Source organism: Streptomyces sp. NPDC047130 (assembly GCF_040643475.1).
GTDB lineage: Bacteria > Actinomycetota > Actinomycetes > Streptomycetales > Streptomycetaceae > Streptomyces.
On record NZ_JBEYUK010000027.1, the window covers coordinates 1 to 20,766 of the forward strand.

The 20,766-nt window shown below is 73.7% G+C and carries 7 protein-coding genes; all 7 read right to left on the reverse strand.

Features of this window, described 5'->3' with window-relative positions:
• Nucleotides 1–2,876: type I polyketide synthase (locus ABZ836_RS25370; protein WP_361145782.1), on the reverse strand; the 2,876-nt coding region annotated here is incomplete at its 3' end.
• A 212-nt stretch (nt 2,877–3,088) separates the two neighbouring features.
• Nucleotides 3,089–14,815 (reverse strand): SDR family NAD(P)-dependent oxidoreductase, encoded by an 11,727-nt coding sequence (locus ABZ836_RS25375; protein ID WP_361145785.1) that lies wholly within the window; start codon nt 14,813–14,815, stop codon nt 3,089–3,091.
• A gap of 229 nt (nt 14,816–15,044) precedes the next feature.
• Nucleotides 15,045–16,709: a family 1 glycosylhydrolase gene (locus ABZ836_RS25380; protein WP_361145788.1), complete on the reverse strand. Its 1,665-nt coding sequence runs from the start codon at nt 16,707–16,709 to the stop codon at nt 15,045–15,047.
• 288 nt (nt 16,710–16,997) lie between these two features.
• A complete protein-coding gene (locus ABZ836_RS25385) occupies nt 16,998–18,176 on the reverse strand; it encodes a macrolide family glycosyltransferase (RefSeq protein WP_356137451.1) in 1,179 nt (392 codons plus the stop codon).
• 80 nt (nt 18,177–18,256) lie between these two features.
• Entirely contained in the window at nt 18,257–18,769 is a 513-nt protein-coding gene (locus ABZ836_RS25390; protein ID WP_361145791.1) for a DinB family protein, read from the reverse strand.
• Between the two features lie 168 nt (nt 18,770–18,937).
• Nucleotides 18,938–19,456 carry a DUF3291 domain-containing protein gene (locus ABZ836_RS25395; protein ID WP_356137447.1) on the reverse strand — a complete coding sequence of 173 codons (519 nt, stop codon included), beginning with the start codon at nt 19,454–19,456 and terminating at the stop codon, nt 18,938–18,940.
• Between the two features lie 3 nt (nt 19,457–19,459).
• Nucleotides 19,460–20,755, reverse strand: coding sequence for a cytochrome P450 (locus ABZ836_RS25400; RefSeq protein ID WP_356137445.1), 1,296 nt, complete (start codon nt 20,753–20,755; stop codon nt 19,460–19,462).
• Nucleotides 20,756–20,766 lie beyond the last annotated feature (11 nt).

Genomic DNA, 20,766 nt, shown 5'->3' on the forward strand with positions numbered 1-20,766 from the left:
ACGAGGACGGTGCCGAAGGCGGCGTGCTCACCCAGCCAGGGCTGGTCCGTGAGGGAGAGGCGTCCGGTGAGGAGGTGGCCTTCACCGTCGGCGAGGCCGAGGGCGGCCCCGAGCCAGGGGTGGTCCGAGACCTCCAGGCCCACGGTGCGGACGTCGCCGGACGGCTTCGCCGTCTCGATCCAGAAGTGCTCGCGCTGGAAGGCGTAGGTGGGGAGGGCCACGAGCTCGCCGGTGCCAGCACCCAGGACCTTGTCCCAGTCCAGGTCATAGCCCTGGACGTGGAGGAGACCGAGGTTGCGCAGGAGCTGTGCCGGCCCGCCGTCACGACGGCTGAGGGAGCCGACCACGATGCCCCCGCGTTCCGCGCCGGCGTCGGTCAGCGGCATCGCCAGGACCGGGTGCGCGGACATCTCGACGAAGACGGTGTGGCCGTCGTCGAGGAGCTTGGCCAAGGCGCGGTCGAAGCGCACCGGCTGACGCAGGTTGCGGCACCAGTAGTCGCCGTCGAGCTCCATGCCGGAAGCCACGTCGCCCGTGACGGTCGAGTAGAGCGGCATGGTCGCCCGACCCGGAACCAGTCCCGCGTACTGCTCGGAGAGCCCGGGCAGGAGCGGGTCCATCTGGGCGTTGTGGGAGGCGTAGTCGACGTTGATCTTCCGGGCGTAGACGCCCTGCTCGCCCAACCGGTCGACCAGCCGCACCACGGCCTCGGCCTCGCCGGAGACGATGGTGGAACCAGGTGTGTTCACCGCGGCCACGGACAACGCGCCGTCGAACGGCGCGATGAACTCCTCCACCTCGCTGACCGGTCGTTCGACCAGCGCCATGCCGCCTTCGCCCGCGCAGGCGAGGACGGCCTGCGAGCGGCGGGCGACGACCAGTGCACCCTGTTCGAGGGTGAGGGCGCCGGCGACGACCGCGGCGACGACCTCGCCCTGGGAGTGCCCGACCACCGCGGCCGGCTCGACCCCGAGCGAACGCCACAGCGCGGACAGAGCCACACCCATGGCGAACAGCGCGGGCTGGACGACATCGACCCGGTCGAAGCCGGGGTGGCCGTCCTCGATCCCCTCCAGGACGTCGCGGACCGACCAGCCGGTGAACGGCAGCAGCGCCGCGTCACACGCCTCGACCGCCTCCCGGAACACCTCACTGCTCGCCAGCAGTTCCCGGCCCATGCCGACCCACTGCGAACCCTGACCCGGATAGACGAAGACGACCTTGCCGCGCCGTTCCGCGAGCCCGGTCACCACCGCGTCGTGCGCCTCACCCTCCGCCAACGCCCGCAGAGCAGCGCTCAGTTCGGCCGAATCGGCCGCGACGACGCTCGCCCGCGTCTCGAAGTGGGCGCGGTGCCGGGCGGCCGTGACCGCCACGTCGGCGACGGGCGTCCGCGGGTGCCGTGCGAGCCAGTCGGCCCAGCGGCCCGCCTGCTCGCGCAGGGCGGCCTCGTCCCGGCCGGAGACCACCACCGGCAGCGGGTGGCCGTCGTCCGTCTTCGGGTCCGGAAGCTCCGCGGTGGGCGGCTCCTCCAACACCACGTGGGCGTTGGTGCCGCTCAGCCCGAACGACGACACGCCCGCGCGGCGAACACGCTCCGCGTCCTGCTTCCAGGGGCGGGCCTCCTGCAGCAGTTCCAGCCCGCTGTCCTTCCACTCCACGAGCGGGCTCGGCTGTTCCGCGTGGAGGGTCTTGGGCAGCGTTCCGTGCTCCAGGGCGAGGACCATCTTGATGACGCCGACGACTCCGGCGGCGGCCTGGGCGTGGCCGATGTTGGACTTCGACGAACCAAGCCAGACCGGCCGGTCCTGCGGGCGTCCGGGGCCGAAGACCTCGGCCAGGGCGCCGGCCTCGATCGGGTCGCCCAGCGACGTGCCCGTGCCGTGCGCCTCGATCGCGTCGATGTCCGCCGGAGTGAGCCGGGAGGCCTCGAGTGCGGCCTGCACGACCCGCTGCTGCGACGGCCCGTTCGGGGCGGTCAGGCCCTGGCTGCGGCCGTCCTGGTTCACGGCGGAGCCCCGGATCACGGCCAGGACGCGGTCCCCGTCCCGCTCGGCGGCGGACAGCCGCTTCAGCGCCAGGACACCCACACCCTCGGCCCATCCGGCACCGTCCGCCGAGGCCGAGAACGACTTGCAGCGCCCGTCCGCCGCCATGCCCTTCAGCCGCGAGAACTCCACGAACAGGGAGGGAGCGCTCATCAGGGTCACGCCGCCGGCGAGCGCGAGGTCGCACTCGTCCTGGCGGAGTGCCTGCACGGCGAGGTGTACGGCCACGAGCGACGAGGAACAGGCCGTGTCCACCGTGATGGCGGGCCCTTGGAGGCCGAGGGTGTACGCCACCCGGCCCGAGACCACGCTCGATGCCTTTCCGGTGCTCACATAGCCGTCGAGAGCGTCGAGGTCCCGGCCCAGGTCGCCGTAGTCCGAGCTCATGGTGCCCAGGTAGACGCCGGTTCGGCTCTCCCCCAGCGACGAGGGGCGGATGCCGGCGCGCTCCAGGGCCTCCCAGGAGGTCTCGAGGACGAGCCGCTGCTGCGGGTCCATCGACAGGGCCTCACGCGGCGATATTCCGAAGAACGCGGCGTCGAAGTTCTCGATGTCGTCCAGGAAGCCGCCCTCGCGGGCATAGCTCTTACCGACGGCCTCCGGGTCCGCGTCGAACAGGTTCAGCCCGTCCCAACGCGACGGCAGACCACCCACGGCATCACCACCCGCCGCCAGCAGCTCCCAGAAGGCCTCCGGCGTGTCGATCCCGCCCGGCAGCCGGCACGCCATCGACACGATCGCGATGGGTTCCCGCTGTCGTGCCTGGCGGGCCTCCAGTTCCGACGCCCGCTTCTGCAGGGCCCGGATCGCGGGGAGTGCGGCTTCCATTGCGTTCTGGTTCGACATCGACACCTTCGAGCCTCTCTGCACTGTCACCGCGGGAGATCGGGCGTCCCGGGGAGCAGACCAGGGACACCACCACCCAACCGTTCGCGACTTGAGCGGCAGTCGACATGACCTGGTGTTCGGCAGAGGTGAGGCAGGGGCCGACGGGTGTCCGGCCCCTGCCTCGTCAGTGCTTGCGCGTCGGTGCCGCCCGGTCAGTCCAGGTCGAGACCCGACGCCTCGAACAGCGCGTTCAGTTCGGCGTTGATGTCGTCCACCGAGCGTTCCTCGCCGCCCGCCGTGGCCCCGACGGGCACGGCCGCGGTCGCGGCGTCCGCGGCGCCGGGGGTCTGCTCGTTGGCCAGCTCGACGAGGCGGTCGAGCAGGCCGCTGGTGCGGAGCCGGTCGGCGGAGAGCCGTTGGAGCGCCCAGCCGAGCAGCGCCTCGGGGTCGTCCGGGCCGGCCGTCGTGGCCGCGTCGGCGGTGCCGGAGCCCGCCGCGGGCAGCTTCAGCCGGTCGAGGATCAGCCCGGCGATGTGCTGCGGGGTCGGGTAGTCGAAGGCGAGGGTCGCCGGCAGCGACAGACCGCTCTCCGCGGCGAGGCGGCGGCGCAGCTCCACCGCCATCAGCGAGTCGAGGCCGAGGTCCTTGAGTACCTGGTCCGGCGCCGGCGAGGCGGACTCCGCCATGCCGAGCACGGTGGCGACCTCACGCAGGACCATGGCCGTGACCAGGTCCGCCCGCTGCTCCGGGGGAGCCGCCAGCACCTGCTCGCGCAGGCCGCCCTGGCCGGTCGTGGCGTCGCCCGTTCCTCCCGCGCGGCGCAGCCGGGGCCTCACCAGGGCCCGGAAGAGCGCGGGAACGTCGTCCCCGCGGTCCGCCTGCCGCTGGACGGCCCGCAGGTCGAGCTTGACCGGGACGAGGGTGTCCGCGGGTCGGGCCAGCGCCGCGTCGAGCAGGGCCAGTCCGGTCTCGAACGGCAGCGGCGCGATGCCTTGGCGTCGCATCCGCTCGAGTTCCACCGCGCCGAGGTGGGAGGTCATGCCGACACCGGCCTGGTGCCACAGGCCCCAGGCGAGGCTGGTGACCGGGCGGCCCTCCGCGCGGCGGCGGGCGGCGAACGCGTCGAGGTAGGCGTTGGCCGACCCGTAGACGCTCTGCCCGGCGGTGCCGAAGGTGCCCGCGGCGGAGGAGAAGAGGACCAGGGCGGCGAGGTCCAGGTCACCGGTCAGCTCGTCGAGGTGGTGGACGCCGGTGACCTTCGGGGTCATCACATGGGAGAGCCGCTGTGCGTCCTGGCCGAGGACGGTGCCGTCGTCCAGGACGCCGGCGAGGTGCAGGACCGCAGTCCACGGGTGATCCTGCGCAGCAAGACCGAGCACTTGCGCAACGTCATCTCGCCGAGCGACATCACAGGCCACCACTCGTACGCACTGTGCACCTTCTTCTTCCAGTTCGCGGATCAGTTCGGACGCGCCGGGTGCGTCGGGGCCCCGGCGGGAGGTGAGCACCAGGTGGCGCGCACCGTGGTGGCGTACCAGGTGCCGGGCGGTCTCCCGGCCGAGTTCGCCCGTGCCGCCGGTGATCAGGACGGTGCCCTCCGGGTCGAGCGGCCGCGGGGCGGCACCGTCCGACGCGCCGTCCGACACGTCGTCGGCCACGGCGCTGGTCGCTGCGTCCGACACGGCCTCGGCGCGGGTCAGGCGGGCGGCGAGCGGTTCGCCGGCCCGGACGGCGAGCTCGGGCTCACCGGTGGTGGCGAGGGCGCGGACGAGTCCGTCCCGGTCGGTGTCGTCGGGACCGAGGTCGACCAGGCGCAGCCCCCGCTCGGGGTGCTCGGCACGGGCCGAGCGCAGCAGTCCCCACAGAGGCGCGTGGGGCAGTCCGTCGAGCCGGTCGTCCGGTACGGCGGAGACGGCGCCCCGGGTCACCCAGACGAGTTCCGTCGCCGTGAGCCGTTCGTCGGCCAGGAGCGTCTGGAGCTGGGCGAGGGCGTGCTCGGTGGCCCGGTAGGCGGCCTCCGGCCCGCTGTCGAACGGGGGGCGGCCGGTGGCGTCGATGACGATCCGCGCGGGTGCCCCGCTCTCCGTGCCCAGCAGGGCCGCCAGTTCGTCGGTGTCGGCGAGGCAGGGCACGCCCAGGAGCCCGGCGAGCGCGCCGGTGCCGCCGAGGACGGTGGACGCGGCCGGTCCGTGCGGGCGGGACGACGGCACCGGCCGGAACTCCAGGCGGTGCAGTCCGTCCGCGGCCCCGCGCGCGGCGCGCAGTTGCGCCGCGGTGGCCCGGCGCAGGTGGAGAGCGCCGATCCGGGCGACGGGCTCGCCGGTCGTGTCGCACGCCCAGAGCCGGATCCGGAGCCCTTCCTCCGAGCGCCGGTCGCCCGATTCGGGCGGCAGCACGTCGATACGGACGCGCAGTTCCGCGCCGCCGGCGGCGTACAGCTCGACGTCGCTCCACTCGAAGGGCAGCAGTGCGCCCTCCGGCTCCGGATCGCCGGGCGCGGCGGTCACGGCCCGCATGATGTGCAGCGCCGTGTCCAGCAGCGCCGGGTGGAGCAGGAAGGTGTCGGCGGAGGCCGTCGCGGGGAGCTGGACGGTGCCGTAGGCGGTGTCGCCCTTGCGCCACAGCCCGGTCAGCCCCTGGAAGAGGGAGCCGTAGTCGATGCCCTGTGCGGCGAACCGCTCGTAGAAACCGTCGAGTTGTACGGGCTCGGCCGCTGCGGTGGTCGTCGGCCAGCCGCGCAGCTCGGCGAAGGCCGGGTCCGTGGTGGGAGCGGTGACCGGCGCGGCGGCGTCCCGCAGCTCTCCGCTCGCGTGGCGGGTCCATTCGGCGTGTGCCCCGTCGGCGCTGCTGTGGACGGCGATCGTGCGCCGGCCGGTGGTGTCCGGTGCGCCGACGGTGACCTGGATGCGCACCGGGTCGTCGACCACCAGCGGTTCGGCCAGCGTCAGTTGGGCGACACCGGCCGCGCCCGCCTCGTGGGCCGCGGCGGTGGCGAGCTCCAGCAGACCGGTACCGGGGACCACGGCCGAGCCGAAGACGGTGTGGTCCTTCAGCCAGGGCTGGTCCGTGAGCGACAGCCGCCCGGTGACCAGATGCCCCTCACCGTCCGCGAGCGGGGTGACGGCGCCGATCCAGGGGTGCGAGGAGGCCTCGAGCCCGAGCGACCCGGCGTCGCCGGACGGCTTCGGGGTCTCCAGCCAGTACTGCTCGCGCTGGAAGGCGTAGGTGGGCAGGGCCACGAGACCACCGCCGGTGCCACCGGTGCCGAGGACCTTGTCCCAGTCCAGGTCGTGGCCCTGGACGTGGAGGAGACCGAGGTTGCGCAGGAGCTGCCCCGGCCCGCCGTCACGACGGCTGAGGGAGCCGACGACGATGCCCCCGCGTTCCGCGCCGGCGTCGGTCAGCGGCATCGCCAGGACCGGGTGCGCGGACATCTCGACGAAGACGGTGTGGCCGTCGTCGAGGAGCTTGTCCAGGGCGCGGTCGAAGCGCACCGGCTGACGCAGGTTGCGGCACCAGTAGCCGCCGTCCAGCTCCTGCCCCGAGGCGACCTCGCCGGTGACCGTCGAATAGAACGGGATGGCCGCCTGCCCCGCGACCAGCCCCTCGAAGTGCTCGGCGAGGGCCGGCAGGAGGGGGTCCATCTGGGCGTTGTGGGAGGCGTAGTCGACGTTGATCTTGCGGGCGTAGACGCCCTGCTCGCCCAGCTGGTCGACCAGCCGCACGATCGCTTCGGCCTCGCCGGAGACGATGGTGGAGCCGGGTGTGTTCACCGCGGCGACGGACAGCGCGTCGCCGAACGGGGCGATGAACCCCTCGACCTCCGCGACCGGTCGTTCGACGAGGGCCATGCCGCCCTGGCCGGCGCAGGCGAGGACGGCCTGCGAGCGGCGGGCGACGACCAGCGCGCCCTGTTCGAGGGTGAGGGCGCCGGCGACGACCGCGGCGACGACCTCGCCCTGGGAGTGCCCGACCACCGCGGCCGGCTCGACCCCGAGCGAACGCCACAGCGCGGACAGGGCCACACCCATGGCGAACAGCGCGGGCTGGACCACGTCGACCCGGTCGAAGCCGGGGTGGCCGTCCTCGATCCCCTCCAGGACGTCGCGGACCGACCAGCCGGTGAACGGCAGCAGCGCCGCGTCACACGCCTCGACCGCCTCCCGGAACACCTCACTGCTCGCCAGCAGCTCCCGGCCCATGCCGACCCACTGCGAACCTTGACCCGGATAGACGAAGACGACCTTGCCGCGCCGTTCCGCGAGCCCGGTCACCACCGCGTCGTGCGCCTCACCCTCCGCCAACGCCCGCAGCGCGGCGATCAGTTCGGCCGAATCGGCCGCGACGACGCTCGCCCGGGACGGGAAGTGGGTGCGGTGACGCGCCGCGGTCACGGCGACATCGGTGACCGGTGCCTCCGGGTGCTCGGTCAGGAAGGCCGCCCAGCGGCCCGCCTGCTCCCGCAGCGCGGTCTCGTCCTGTCCGGACACCACCACCGGCACCGGACGGACCTCCTCACCGGCCGGGGCCGACGGCTCCCGGACCGGCGGTTCCTCGACGATCACGTGCGCGTTGGTCCCGCTCAGTCCGAACGACGACACGCCCGCCCGGCGAGGACGGTTGCCGTCCCGCTGCCAGGGCTCGAGCTGGTCGACCACGCGCACGGGCAGGTCGTCCCAGGCGATCGCGGGATTGCGGGGGGTGCTGCGCACGGTCGCGGGCAGCGCGTCGTGCCGGAAGGAGGCGAGCAGCTTGCAGACGCCCGCGATGCCCGCCGCGGACTCCAGGTGCCCGATGACGCTCTTCGCCGTGCCGAGGCCGAGGGCGCTGCCCGGCTCACGGCCCTTGCCGTAGACGGCGGCGAGCGCCTGGACCTCGATCGGGTCGCCCAGCGAGGTGCCGGTGCCGTGGCACTCGACGTAGTCGACGTCGGCCGGGGAGAGGCCGGCCGAGTCGAGGGCGGCGCGGACGACCTTCTGCTGGGAGGAGCCGTTGGGGGCGGTGATGCCGCTGCTGGCCCCGTCGTGGTTGACGGCGGTGCCACGGATCACGCCGAGCACCGGGCGGTTCTGGGCGAGGGCGTCCGACAGGCGCATGACGGCGATCACGCCGACGCCCTCACCGCGGCCGTAGCCGTCGGCGTCGGCGGAGAAGGTCTTGCTGCGGCCGTCCGGAGCGAGGGCGTGCGAGCGGCTGAGCGCCACGAACGCGCCCGGGTCGGCGAGCACCTGCACACCGCCCGTGAGGGCCAGTTCGCACTCGCCGGCCCGCAGCGCCTCGCAGGCCAGGTGCAGGGCGACCAGGGAGGAGGAGCAGGCCGTGTCGACGGACAGCGCGGGTCCCTGCAGGCCCAGGTGGTAGGAGAGCCTGCCCGCGTTGAAGCTGGAGAGGCTGCCGGTGAGGGTGTAGGTGTCGGCGCTGCCGCCCTGCCGGTACTTGCCGTACTCGCCCGCTCCGGCGCCGACGAAGACGCCGGTGCGGGAGTCCCGCAGGTCCCGCGGGCGGATCCCGGCATCCTCCAGGGCGTTCCAGGCGGCTTCCAGGAGCAGCCGGTGCTGGGGGTCCATGGGTTCGGCCTCGCGCGGGCTGATGCCGAAGAAGGCCGCGTCGAAACCGGCGACGTCGCGCAGGAACGAGGCGTGACGGGTGTAGGTGCGGCCCTCCGCGTCGGGGTCCGGGTCGTAGAAGGCGTCGATGTCGAAGCGGTCGGCGGGCACCGTGCCGACCGTGTCGCGGCCCTCGGAGAGGACGGCCCACAGGCTGTCCAGGTCGACGGCGTCACCGGGCATGCGCAGGCCGGTGCCGACCACGGCGAGCGGTTCGTCGCCGCGCGCACGGACGGCGGTGGCCCGCGGGGCGTCGGCGGTGGCGGCGGCCGGGGCGAGTTCCTCCAGCAGCCACCGGGTGGCCGAGGCCAGGTCGGGCCGGTCGAAGGCGAGGGTGCGCGGGGTGGTGACTCCGGTGCGCCGCTGGACGCGGGCACTGAAGTCGACGGACATCATCGAGTCGAAGCCGAGGTCCTTGAAACCCCGTTCCGGGTCGAGCGAGCGCGGGTCGCCGACGCCGAGCACGGCGGCGGCCTCCACGGCCAGCAGGTGGCGCACGTGCTCCTCGCGGGCGTCCTCCGGCAGGTCGAGCAGGGTGGAGCGCAGCGAGGTGTCCGGCTCGGCGGGGGCGACCGGGGTGGCCTCGGGGATGCCGCGCAGCAGGGGACGGTTGCGGCCGTCCGTGTAGGCGGCGGAGGCCTGCGGCCAGTCGACGTCGGCGACGACCGTCGTGGTCCGGATGTGCTGGGCGGCGAGGGCGGCGTCGAGGGCGGCCAGGGCCTGCCGTACGGGCAGCGGGGTCAGGCCCATGCCGCGCAGCTGGGTCTCGGCGGCGCCGTGGGTCATGCCGCCGTCCGCCCACGGTCCCCAGGCGAGGGAGATCGCGGGCAGTCCTTCGGCGCGGCGCCGGGCGGCCAGGGCGTCCAGGGCGGCGTTCGCCGCCGCGTAGTTGCCCTGGCCGGTGTTGCCGAGCACACCGATGACCGAGGAGTACAGCACGAAGGCGTCGAGGTCGCGGTGCCGGGTGAGTTCGTGCAGGTGCGAGGCCGCGGTCAGCTTGGGGGCCGCGCCGACCGCCAGCGCCGCCGCGTCGAGCCGGTTGAGCAGGCGGTCGTCGAGGACGCCCGCGGTGTGGAAGACGGCGCGCAGCGGGGTGTCGCCGTCGTCGATCCGGTCGAGCAGGCCGGCCAGGGCGGTCCGGTCGGTGACGTCGCAGGCGGCGAGGGTCACGCGGCAGCCGGCGGCCTCGATCTCGGCGGCGAGTTCGGCCGCGCCGTCGGCGGCCGGGCCGCGGCGGGACACCAGGACGAGGTGTTCGGCGCCGCGTGCGGCCAGGTGGCGGGCGAGGTGCCCGGCGAGGGCTCCGCTGCCGCCGGTGATCAGGACGGTGCCGCGGGGCTTCCAGGGCCGGGCGGTGGTGTGCCCGGCGCGGCGCAGCCTGCGCACGAGACGTCCGGCCGGCCGCAGGGCGGTGTGCTCCTCGGCAGCGGGGGTGCCGTGGGCGGCGAGGGTGGCCGTCAGCTGACGGACGACGGCCGGGTCGAGCGGGCCGGCGGGCGCGGTGCCGGCGGGCAGGTCGACGAGTCCGCCCCAGCGGTCGCCGTGCTCCAGGGCGACGACGTGCCCGAGCCCCCAGACGGCGGCCTGCTCGGGGGCGGGCGCCGGGTCGTCGGGGCGGGCGGCCACCGCGCCCTGGGTGAGGAGCCACAGCGGTGCCCGCACCCCGGCGTCCGACAGGGCCTGGACGAGCGTGAGGGTGTGGACGGCGCCGTTGCTCACGTCCGGGTGCGCGGGATGGGGGGCGGTGTCGGCGGCGGTGAGGGCGAGGACGGCGTCGAAGGTCTCGTCGCCGCGTGCCGCGGTCAGGGCCGCGGCGAGGGCGGCGCGGTCGTCGTCGGTGGTCAGCACGCGGGTGCGGGCGCCCGTGCCGGCCAGGGTCGTGGCGAGGTGGTCGGCGAGCGGCCGGGCGGCGGGCGGAGCGGCGATCAGCCAGGTGCCGTGCGCGGCGGGCGCGGTGCCCGGTACGGCGGACGGTTCCCAGGACTCCTCGTACATCCGGTCGACGGTGCCGGCGGACGTGTCCCGCTGCTCGCGCCAGGCGGCGAGGTAGGGCAGGGCGGTGGCGAGGTCGTCGGGGTCGTCGGCGCCGAGCAGCTCCGCGAGCCGCTCGGTCCCGCCCGCGCCCACGGCGTCCCACAGGGCGTCGTCGGCGTGGGACGCGGCGCGCCGGTCCCTGCCGCGGGAGGTCTCGAGCCAGTAGTGGTCCTGCTGGAAGGCGTAGACGGGCAGGTCGACGGGACGGCCCTGGGGCAGGGCCAGGTCCCAGGCGACGTCCTGGCCGCAGACGTGCAGGGCGGCCAGCGCGCGCACCAGGGCGCCCACCTCGTCCACCGGCTCCCCCGGCGTCCGGGGGGCCCGCTGCGAGGCGACGAACACGGCCTGGCCCTGCGCGCTGCCCGCGGCCATCGCCGACAGGACCGCGGCCGGACCGCACTCCAGGTAGCGGCCCACCCCCGACGTCTCCAGGGTGCGCACCACGTCGACGAAGCGCACCGCGTCCCGCACCTGCCGCACCCAGTACCGCGGGTCGGACAGTTCCTCCGCGGTCGCCCAGGTGCCCGTGACCGAGGACGCCAGCGCCACGCGCGGGGCGTGGAACGCGCACTCCGCCGCCACCTGCCCGTACCGCTCGAGCATGGCGTCCATGTGGGGCGAGTGGAAGGCGTGCGAGACCTCCAGGCGGCGCGTGCGGCGGCCCTGGGCGGCGAACCGGGCGCAGACCTCCTCCACGGCCTCGGCGTCACCGGACACCACGGTCTGCACGGGGGTGTTCAGCCCGGCGACCGACACCCGGCCGGTCACGGTGGCCAGGACCTCCGCGACCTCCGTCTCGGAGGCCTCCACCGAGGCCATCGCGCCGCCCCGCTCGCAGGCCTGCATCAGGCGGCCGCGGGCCGCGACCAGACGCGCCGCGTCCGGCAGGTCCAGGACCCCGGCCACGTGGGCCGCCGCGATCTCGCCGACCGAGTGCCCGGCGACCGCGTCCGGCTCGGCGCCCCAGGAGCGCCACAGCCGGAACAGGGCGACCTCGACCGCGAACAGCGCCGGCTGGGTGAACTCCGTCTCGTGCACCAGGGCCGCGTCGGCGCTGTCCGGCGCGGCGAACACCGCCGCCGCCAGCGGAACGCGCAGGTGCGGGTCGAGCGCCGCGCACACCTCGTCGAACGCCTGCCGGAACACGGGGAACGCCGCGTACAGGCCGCGGCCCATGCCCACGCGCTGGCTGCCCTGGCCGGTGAACAGCACGGCCAGGCCGCCTCCGGCCACGGCGCCCTCCACCACGTCAGGGTGGGCGCGGCCGTCCGCCAGCGCCCGCAGCCCGTCCACCGCCGCGTCCGCCGACAGGGCGGTCACGGCGGCCCGGTGCTCGAAGTGCGTGCGGTGCCGCGCCGCGGTGGAGGCGACGTCGAGGAGGTCGCCCAGGGAGGCTCCGGCGAGGCGGTCCGCGAGGTGGGCGGCGTTGCGGGCGCGGGACTCCTCGGTCCTGCCGGAGACGGTCAGGACGACGGGCGCCGTGAGGGCGGTGCGTTCCCGGCGGCCGTGCAGGGCGTGCCAGTCGACGTCGTGGCCCTCGCACCACAGCAGGGCGGCGAGCTCCTCCAGGCAGGGCCGGGCGGGCGCGTCGCGCCGACCGGTCGTCAGGACGCCGGAGCGGCTGTCGCCCAGGGCGGTGAAGGTCCGTTCGAAGGAGTGCCGCGCCACGGGGTGCGGGGCCAGCTCGACGATGCGCAGGCCGCGGGCGGCGGCCGGTCCCGTGACGGTGAGTCCGTGGACGGTCTCGGCCAGGAGCATGGGCTCGCACATGTTGGCGGCCCAGTACTCGGCGTCCAGGGCGTGCCCGGCCACGGGCTCGGCGGTCACGGTGGAGACGAAGGGCACGGACGTCGTCCGGGTGGCCACGGCGCCGAGGCGGCGGACGAGTTCGGGGGCCAGGTCCCGCAGGGCGGCGCTGTGCGAGGCGTAGCCGATGTCGACCCGCAGGGTGCGCACACCGTCGTCGGCGAGCCTGCGCTCGAGGGCGGCGACCGCGTCGGTGGGACCGGACAGGCAGACCTGCCCCGGAGCGAGGTGACCGGCGACGCCGACCCCGCCACCGGCCTCGCGGACGAGTTCGCCGGCCTCGTCGACGGTGAGGTCGCAGACGACGACGGCGCCGTGGCCGTCGGCGTGTTCGGCGACGAGCGCGGACCAGGTGGTGATGACCCGCGCGCCCTCCTCGAGGGAGAGGGCGCCCGCGGTGACGGCGGCGGCGACCTCGCCGACGCTCTGGCCGAAGACGGTGTCGGGTTCCAGCCCCCACGCGGTCAGGGTGCGGGCCAGCGCGATCTGCAGGGAGAAGAGGACGGGCTGGACGACGTCGGTGCGGTGCAGGCGCGAGCGGTCCGGGCCGGCGAGGAGTTCCTCCACGACCGACCAGCCGGTGTACTGCCGCACGGCGTCGTCGCAGGCGTCGAGGGCGGTGCGGAACGCGGGCTCGGTGAGCAGGTCACGGCCCATGCCGAGCCACTGCGAGCCGTGGCCGGAGAAGAAGAAGGCGAGCGGCGTGCGCGGCGCGGGCGCCAGCGGGCCCGCGACCAGGTCGGCGGCGCCCGGGCCGGTGACGGCAGCGACGGCGCGGTGGCCGTCGGGCGCGGCGGCGGCGGGCGTCGGCGCGGCCGCCGCGAGGGCGGCCGGATCGGCGACGGTGCGCAGCAGCTCCTCCTCGCCGGAGGCGGTGAGGGGCACGAGGCGGCGCCGGCGGTGCGGGGCCTCCTCCAGGGCGACGTGGGCGTTGGTGCCGCCGAAGCCGAAGCCGCTGACCCCGGCGTAGCGCCGCCGGGCCCGGGGCCAGGGCCGCTGCTCGGTGACGACGTCCAGCTTCGCGCCCTCGAAGTCGATGTGCGGGTTCGGTTCGTCGAAGTGCAGGCTGGCGGGGAGTTCGCCGTGGTGGAGGGCGAGGGCGGTCTTGAGGAGGCCCACGACGCCCGCGGCGGGCTCCAGGTGCCCGAAGTTGGTCTTCGCGGAGCCGAGGAGCAGGGGCCGGTCGCGTCCCTCGGCGAAGACCTCGCCCAGCGCCTCCGCCTCGATGGGGTCGCCGAGGAGGGTGCCGGTGCCGTGGGCCTCGACGTAGGAGACGTCCTGGGGGGCGACGCCCGCGTCCTGCCAGGCGGCCCGCACCACGTCCACCTGCGCCTGCGGGTTGGGCGCGGTCAGGCCGTTGGAGGCGCCGTCGTTGTTGACGGCGGTTCCCCTGATCACCGCGTAGACGCGGTCACCGGCGGCGAGGGCGTCGGACAGGCGGCGCAGGATCACCACTCCGCAGCCCTCGCCGCGGACGTAGCCGTTGGCGGCGGCGTCGAAGGCGCGGCACTGGCCGTCGGGGTTCATGCCGCCGAACTTGGTCATGGCGACGGTGGTGTCCGGGTGCAGCATGACGTTGACGCCGCCGGCGAGGGCGAGGTCGCTCTCGCCCCGCCGCAGGCTCTGCACGGCGAGGTGGGTGGCGGTGAGGGAGGAACTGCAGGCGGTGGCGACGGCCATCACCGGGCCCTGCAGGCCGAGGGTGTAGGCGATGCGGGCGGGGATGATGGAGTTGTCCCAGCCGACGGCGGAGTGGATGCCGATGCTCTCCGGGTCGGCGCCGGTGGCCAGGTGGTACTCCTGCGCCATCGCGCCCATGAAGACGGCGGTGCGGGTGCCGGCGAGGGCGCCGGGCACGATGCGGGCGTCCTCCAGCGCCGCCCACGCGACCTCCAGCGCCATGCGCTGCTGCGGGTCCATGTGACGGGCCTCGGCGGGCGAGATGTGGAAGAGGCCGGCGTCGAAGCGGGAGACGTCGTCGAGGAAGCCGCCCCAGCGCGTGGTCATCCTGCCGGGGGCGAGCGGGTCGGGGTCGAGCCACGCTTCGGCGTTCCAGCGGTCGGCGGGCACTTCGCCGATCGCGTCGAGGCCGTCGGTGAGGGCCCGCCAGAGGGCGTCCGGGGTGTCGATCCCCCCGGGCAGACGGCAGCCGAGACCGACGACGGCGATCGGCTCGTCGGCGGTGACGCCCCCCGTCCGGACCGCGGCGGCGGGCGCGGCCGCGCCGCCGGTGACGTGGGCGGCGATGGCGGTGATCGTGGGATGCTGCCACATCACCCAGCTGGGCACGGGCCGGCCGAGACGGTCCGCCAGGGCCGCGGCGACGGACAGCGTCCGCGCCGAGTCCAGTCCCAGGTCGCGCAGCGGCCGGTCGGCGTCGACGGACTCCGGGACGACGTCCAGCAGGCCGGCGACCGTGGTGCGCAGGAAGGCCACGACGTCCTCGGCGGTGGGGGCCTGCTCCTCGCCGCTGTTCACCTGGGCATGACTCATCTGCTCATCCTCGAAGCTCGTTGACGCCAACGACCGGCGCCCGCGGGCGGGCGCGTTCCGTGCACGGTGCCCGTCCCACCCTCGGACGCGGCCCTGGAGAAGGGCTGGAGCGGTGCTTCAATCCGGCCCCGGACGCTCGCGGGAGCGCGGGCCGGGCCGTCGTGTCCCGGGCCGCCCGGCCCGCCCCGCGGCGCGGTGCCGGGGGCGGGCCGGTGCGGGTCGGGAGCGGTCAGTCCCTGCGGCCGAGGACCGCCGTGGACAGGGCGGACGGGGCGGTGGAGGATCCGTCGCCGCCGGGCTCCGGGGTGAGCGGACCGGTGCCGCCGTACTCGGCGCGCACGGCCGGGCTCAGCCGGCGGGATTCGGCGATCTCCGAGTAGACGGACACGGCCTCGTTGGGGATCCGCTCCATGGTGGAGCGGTCGACCCCGTACAGCCCGAAGTTGGCGTTGTAGCCGTGGAGCCACTCGAAGTTGTCCATCAGGCTCCAGTGGTAGTAGCCGCGCACGTCGACGCCGTCGGCGCGGGCGCGGAAGATCTGCTCCAGGGCCCGCACGATGAACTCGGCACGCCGCTTGGGCGCGTTGGTGGCGATGCCGGACTCGCTGACCAGCAGCGGGAGGCCGGGGTAGCGGGCCCCGAAGTCACTGAGGACCGGGTAGAGGCCGGCCGGGTTCGACTCGTAGCCCATCGCCGGGATGAAGTAGGAGTCGTCCAGCAGCGGCAGGCACGGCGGGGCGCCGCAGTTGTCGATGTTGACGACCGGCAGGGTGCCGGGGCCGGGGGTGGCACCGGGGTCGGAGACGCCGGTGCGGTCGTACAGCTGCACGCCGAGCCAGTCGACGGTGTTCTTCCACTCCGGGTGGGACTCGTCGGGGGTGCCGTCGAGGTCGGCGTCGAAGCTGCCCTTCCACAGGGAGTCGATGAAGTTCAGCTCGAAGAAGCGGCGGAAGCGGTCGGCGGCGGCGATGTCCCTGGGCTCGTCGCTGATCTTGCCGTCACGCACCGGGACGTACTGCTTGACGCTCAGGGTGAGGCCCACGGAGGCGCTGGGGCGGTGCTTCTTGATGGCCCGGTACATGGCCGCGTGCGCGTCGATGTAGGTGCGGATGGCCGGCACGAACTTGGTGGAGTAGTTGGTCGGCAGGTTGGCCTTGCCGGGCGGGCCGGCGCCGAAGGCGTGCGAGAACAGCATGTACACCATCGGCTCGTTCAGCGTGGCCCACTCGCGGACCCGGTCGCCGAACCGCTTGGCGATCATCTCCGAGTACTTGGCCATCGCCTCGACGACCAGGGGACCGCCCTCGGGGTGGTCGAGCCCGCACAGGTTGGCGTCGGAGGGACCGTTCGCACAGGTCGGGTCCTCCGGGTTGTCCACCCACACCGGGTTGGAGAAGTGGTGCAGGACCAGGACCGGCTGGATGCCACGGGCGATCAGGGCGTCGATCTGCCTGCCGTAGTGGGCGAGGGCCTTCTCGTCGTACTGGCCGCGGCGCGGCTCGACGCGCGCCCACTCGATGTTGAACCGGTAGGAGTCGACGTTGAGGTCCTCCAGCAGGCCGATGTCCTCGATGGCCTTGGAGTAGCCGTGCACCCCCTCACCGACGAACGCGCTCCTGCCCATGCCCTCGGGCGCGGGCGCGGTCCACTTGTACCAGTCGGTGTTGGTGTTCCGGTCCTCGATCTGGGTGGCGGAGCTGGCCACGCCGAAGCGGAAGCTGCCCTTGCCGGAGGGGTGGCCCAGCGAGCCGGACCGGGGGAAGGACTCGGCCCGGACGTACCGGCGGTCCCCGGAGTCGCTCGTTCCGGCCTCGTCGCCGACGGCCGCGGTGGTGGTGGGTATCAGCAGGCCCAGGGCCAGAACAGCGCCCGCAATCTTCGACAGTCGCTTCACAATGCCTTCCAGGGTCGTGTCAGGAGCTAGGGCGGGGCCGCGCCGCAGGACGGACGCAGTCCCCCGCACGCCACACCCTGGGCGGGGCCGCTCGACGGCTGCTCGAACGGGCGTCCAGCCGCGGGAGACCTGAGGCGCGGGCGCACGACGAAGGGGCCTGCCGCCCGGTGGTACCGGGTGACAGGCCCCTGAAGGAGATCGCCGGCCGTGGGCCGAGGTCGTCGGGCCGGAGGCGTCCGGCCGGAGTCGTCGGGCCGGAGTCGTCGGGCCGGAGTCGTCGGGCCGGGGTCAGCGCGCCTCGGCGAGGAAGGACTCGATGGCGTCGGCGGCGATCGCCGGGCCGTCCGTGGCCCGCATGGCGCGGCTGAGGCTCTCCACGCGCTCCCGCACGGAGGGATCGCCGGCCACCTCGTCGACGGCCTTGCGCAGGGTCTGCGCGGTGGTCTCCTCCTTGGTCAGGTGGCGGCCCAGGCCCAGCTCCGCCACCCGCAGGCCGTTGGCCCGCTGCTCGTTCATCTGCGGCACGACCACCATGGGAACGCCGTGGTAGAGCGCCTCCATGGTGCTGTTCATGCCGCCGTGGGTGATGAACAGGCGGGCCCGGCGCAGCACGTCGAGCTGCGGGACGTGCCGGCTGACGTGGAAGTGGGAGGGCAGGTCGCCCAGCTCGGCGGGGTCGATGTGGTCGCCGACGGCCATCACGACCTCCCACTCGCTGTCGCGCAGCGCGTCGACGGCCGCGCCGAAGAACTCCGGCCAGCCGGTGGCGGCGGTGCCCAGGGAGATGAGCAGGACCGGGCGGTCGGACGTCGGCTCCCACGTGCCCTGGAAGGACCGGTCGCCGAGGCAGGGTCCGGCGAACACGAACCGCTCGTCGAAGGTCTCGCCGTCGTAGTGGAACTCGCGGGGCATGAAGACGATGCCGCGCCGCTCGATGCCCTGGAAGAACGCCATGGGGTCGGCGGGCAGACCGAACTGGGGAAGCAGCGCGGCCAGCTTCCCAATCATGTCCATGACCTGGGGGTCCGAGAACTCGGCCAGCGGGAACTTCTCCTGGATGCTGAAGTGCTCGTTCGCCGCGTAGGACGGGAAGAGCCGCACCACCGGGATGTCGTTCTTCGAGGCGTAGAAACGCGCCCCCCAGGCCATGAAGTCATGGGCGATCAGATCGGGCTTGTCGTTCTCGTAGAAGGGGCTCACCTGTTCGACGAGGGACGTCGCCTCGTTCAGACACCGCAGTCCTTCTCCCGCGTTGGCCTCCGCGGTGTACGGGCTCCGGTAGAAATCGCCGAACACCGATTCGTACACCACGGCTTCGGCGCCGACCCCCTCGACGGCCGGGGCGAAGTGCTCCGTGACGGTGCACGTGACCCGGTTGCCCCGCCGCACCAGTTCTTCGACCACACCGAGCGTCGGGTTCACATGGCCGATCGCAGGGAAATTGAAGAAGGCGATGTGAGACGACATGGGAATACCCCTCTTTCGAGCACCGGACGCTGCGAACAAAACTCATTCAACACCGTAGCAGCGCTCTTCGAGGCCGCGTTCTAGAACGGAACGTACTTCCCCAGGGCGACGCGCAGGCAACCGATCTGGCCACAGTGGTAGGCGTCGTGCATCTGAATGATCGCCAGTGCCTTTCCGAGGTTCTTCAGGCGGTCGTCGCCGACCGGCTCGAGCGGCGACTCGCGGTCGAGGTCGGCCGGGGTGATCTCCGCGACGAACTCGCGCATGCGGGCGTGGACGGCCTTGTAGAGGTCGATCATCTCCTCCAGCGAGGGCCCGACGGACCAGTCGGAGTTGTCGTTGCCGGCGTAGCGGCGCGAGAACTCCTCGGTCACCAGGGACTCCGTGCCCTGGTGCAGGGTGGAGAAGTAGTCGGTGGAGCAGGTCAGATGGCCCAGGAACCACACCAGCGGCTTGTGGGGGGCCGGCGCGAGACGCGCGGTGGCGTCGTCGAAGTCCTCGGCGAGCTGCAGGACCATTTCGTGGGCCAGGTCGAAGTGGTGCAGGAAGTGCGTGGTGAGCGACTGCGGGACGGTCTCCAGGGTCGCGGTCATCTTCGCGGGTCTCCGATCGGTCGTGTGCGCTGATTTCGAGCCAGCTCTTCTCTGCGGAAAGCTGTGCCCGGGGCCAGCTTGAGGGCCGTGCCTCAAGTGGCCCTCGAGTCATTCTGGAGGGGTTGTCGAGCGTTTCTCCAGCGAATGCCGGGGAGTTCTTCCGGTCTTTCAGTGGTCCGGGGAGGCGAATTCGCTCGTGCCGGGTCCGCGCACGGCGTCCAGACGGGCCCTGGACTCTTCCCAGGTCGGGAATTCGGCGGTTTCCTCGACCGTCCAGTGCGTGCCTTCCCAGTCGAACATCAGCTCGCGCACCCGGCGTGCCGCGGCGATGTGCGGCTTGGATTTCATGAATCCGGCGAGTGCCGCCTCGTCCTGCCAGATGCTGAGGCTCCTGGTGCTGTTGAAGTTGTTCTCCGATATGGCGAGGGAGACCGCGAGGAGACCGGGGCGCGTGTAGAGCTCCCGGAGAATCGCCTCGTTGAGTTCGATGGCCACCGGCTCGTGCCCCGGCTTGGGCCAGCCGACCGACGTCGCCACCAGGTGGCGCCCGCGGATCGGCTCCCGCAGCAGACCGGTTTCCGGGTCGACGGCGGGGCCGGCCCAGGGCGCCACCACATTCAGGTCGGATTCGTCGCCGCCGGCGAATTCCTGAAGGGTGGCCGGCGTCGGCCTGTGGTTCTCCGCCATGGTTCAGTTCCCCTTGCGTCGGACGATGAGCCGCTTGATCTCCGCGGCCTGGAGGTGCAGCACCCCGAACTCCGGCCTGCCCGTGATCTCCAGCTGCGGCAGCAGCGGGAGGATCGCCCGCAGGACGGCCCGCAGCTCCAGCCGGGCCAGGTGGGAACCCAGGCAGACGTGCTCGCCGTGCCCGCCGAAGGCGACGTGGGCGCGGGCGTCGCGGGTGATGTCGAAACGGTGGGGGTCGTCGAAGACGGACGCGTCACGGTTGCCCGCCGGATACCACATGGCGACGGTCTCGCCCTTGCGGATGCGCTGCCCGCCGATCTCGGTGTCCTGCCGGGCGGTGCGCACGAAGTTCACCGCGATCGACGTCCAGCGCAGGATCTCCTCCACGGCGCCGTCCACCAGCGACGGGTCCTCGACGAGCCTGCGCAGCTGCTCCGGGTGGTCCAGCAGGGCCTGGACGCCACCCGTGGTCGCGTTGCGGGTGGTCCCGATGCCCGCGACCAGCAGGTTGAAGATGGTGTAGAGGATCTCGTGGAAGGCGAGCGGCTCGCCGTCGATCCGCGCCCGGGCCAGCCGGCTGAGCACGTCCGTACCGGTGCCGTCGAGCTGGCCCATGCGCTCCTGGACCAGCCCCGCCACATAGCCGTTGAGGGCGGTCATGTTGCGGGCGAAGGTGGCCTCGGCGTCCTCGCCGTCCCGCTGGTTCTCCGGGTCGGCGGCCCCGGTGGTGCCCTCCGTCCACTCGAAGATGTCGTCCCAGTCCTTCAGCGGGGCGCCGACCAGCTCGCAGATGGCGGCGACCGGCAGCCGCGCGGACAGGTGGCGGGCCACGTCGGCGGTGCCGTCCTCGTCCAGGCGGGCCGCGAACTCCGCGGCGTAGCCGGCCGCCAGCTCGTGGAAGCGCTCCTCCAGCTCCGCGATCGCCTTCGGCGTGAAGCAGGGCGCCATCACCTGGCGCAGGTGGCGGTGGCGCGGCGCGTCCATGTAGGACAGGGCCGGCGGCAGGTCCGGGGCGTGCCCGAACATCTGGGCGCGCTGCTCGAGCTGGATCTCGAACATGTCGACGGCCTCGGGGGTGTCGAGGGTGACCCGCTGGGCGCTGGAGAAGATCTTCGGGTTGCGGGAGACCCAGGCGATGTCCTCGTGCCGGGTGAGCACCCAGAACGGCTCGAAGCCGGGGCGCCGGTACCAGAACACCGGCGCCTCGCGCCGCAGCAGGTCGAACTCGCGGTCGGGGTACCCGCCGTCGGCGGCGTAGGAGGACTCGTCGGTGATGTCGAGTGTGTCCAGGGTGAGCATGTCGGATCCTC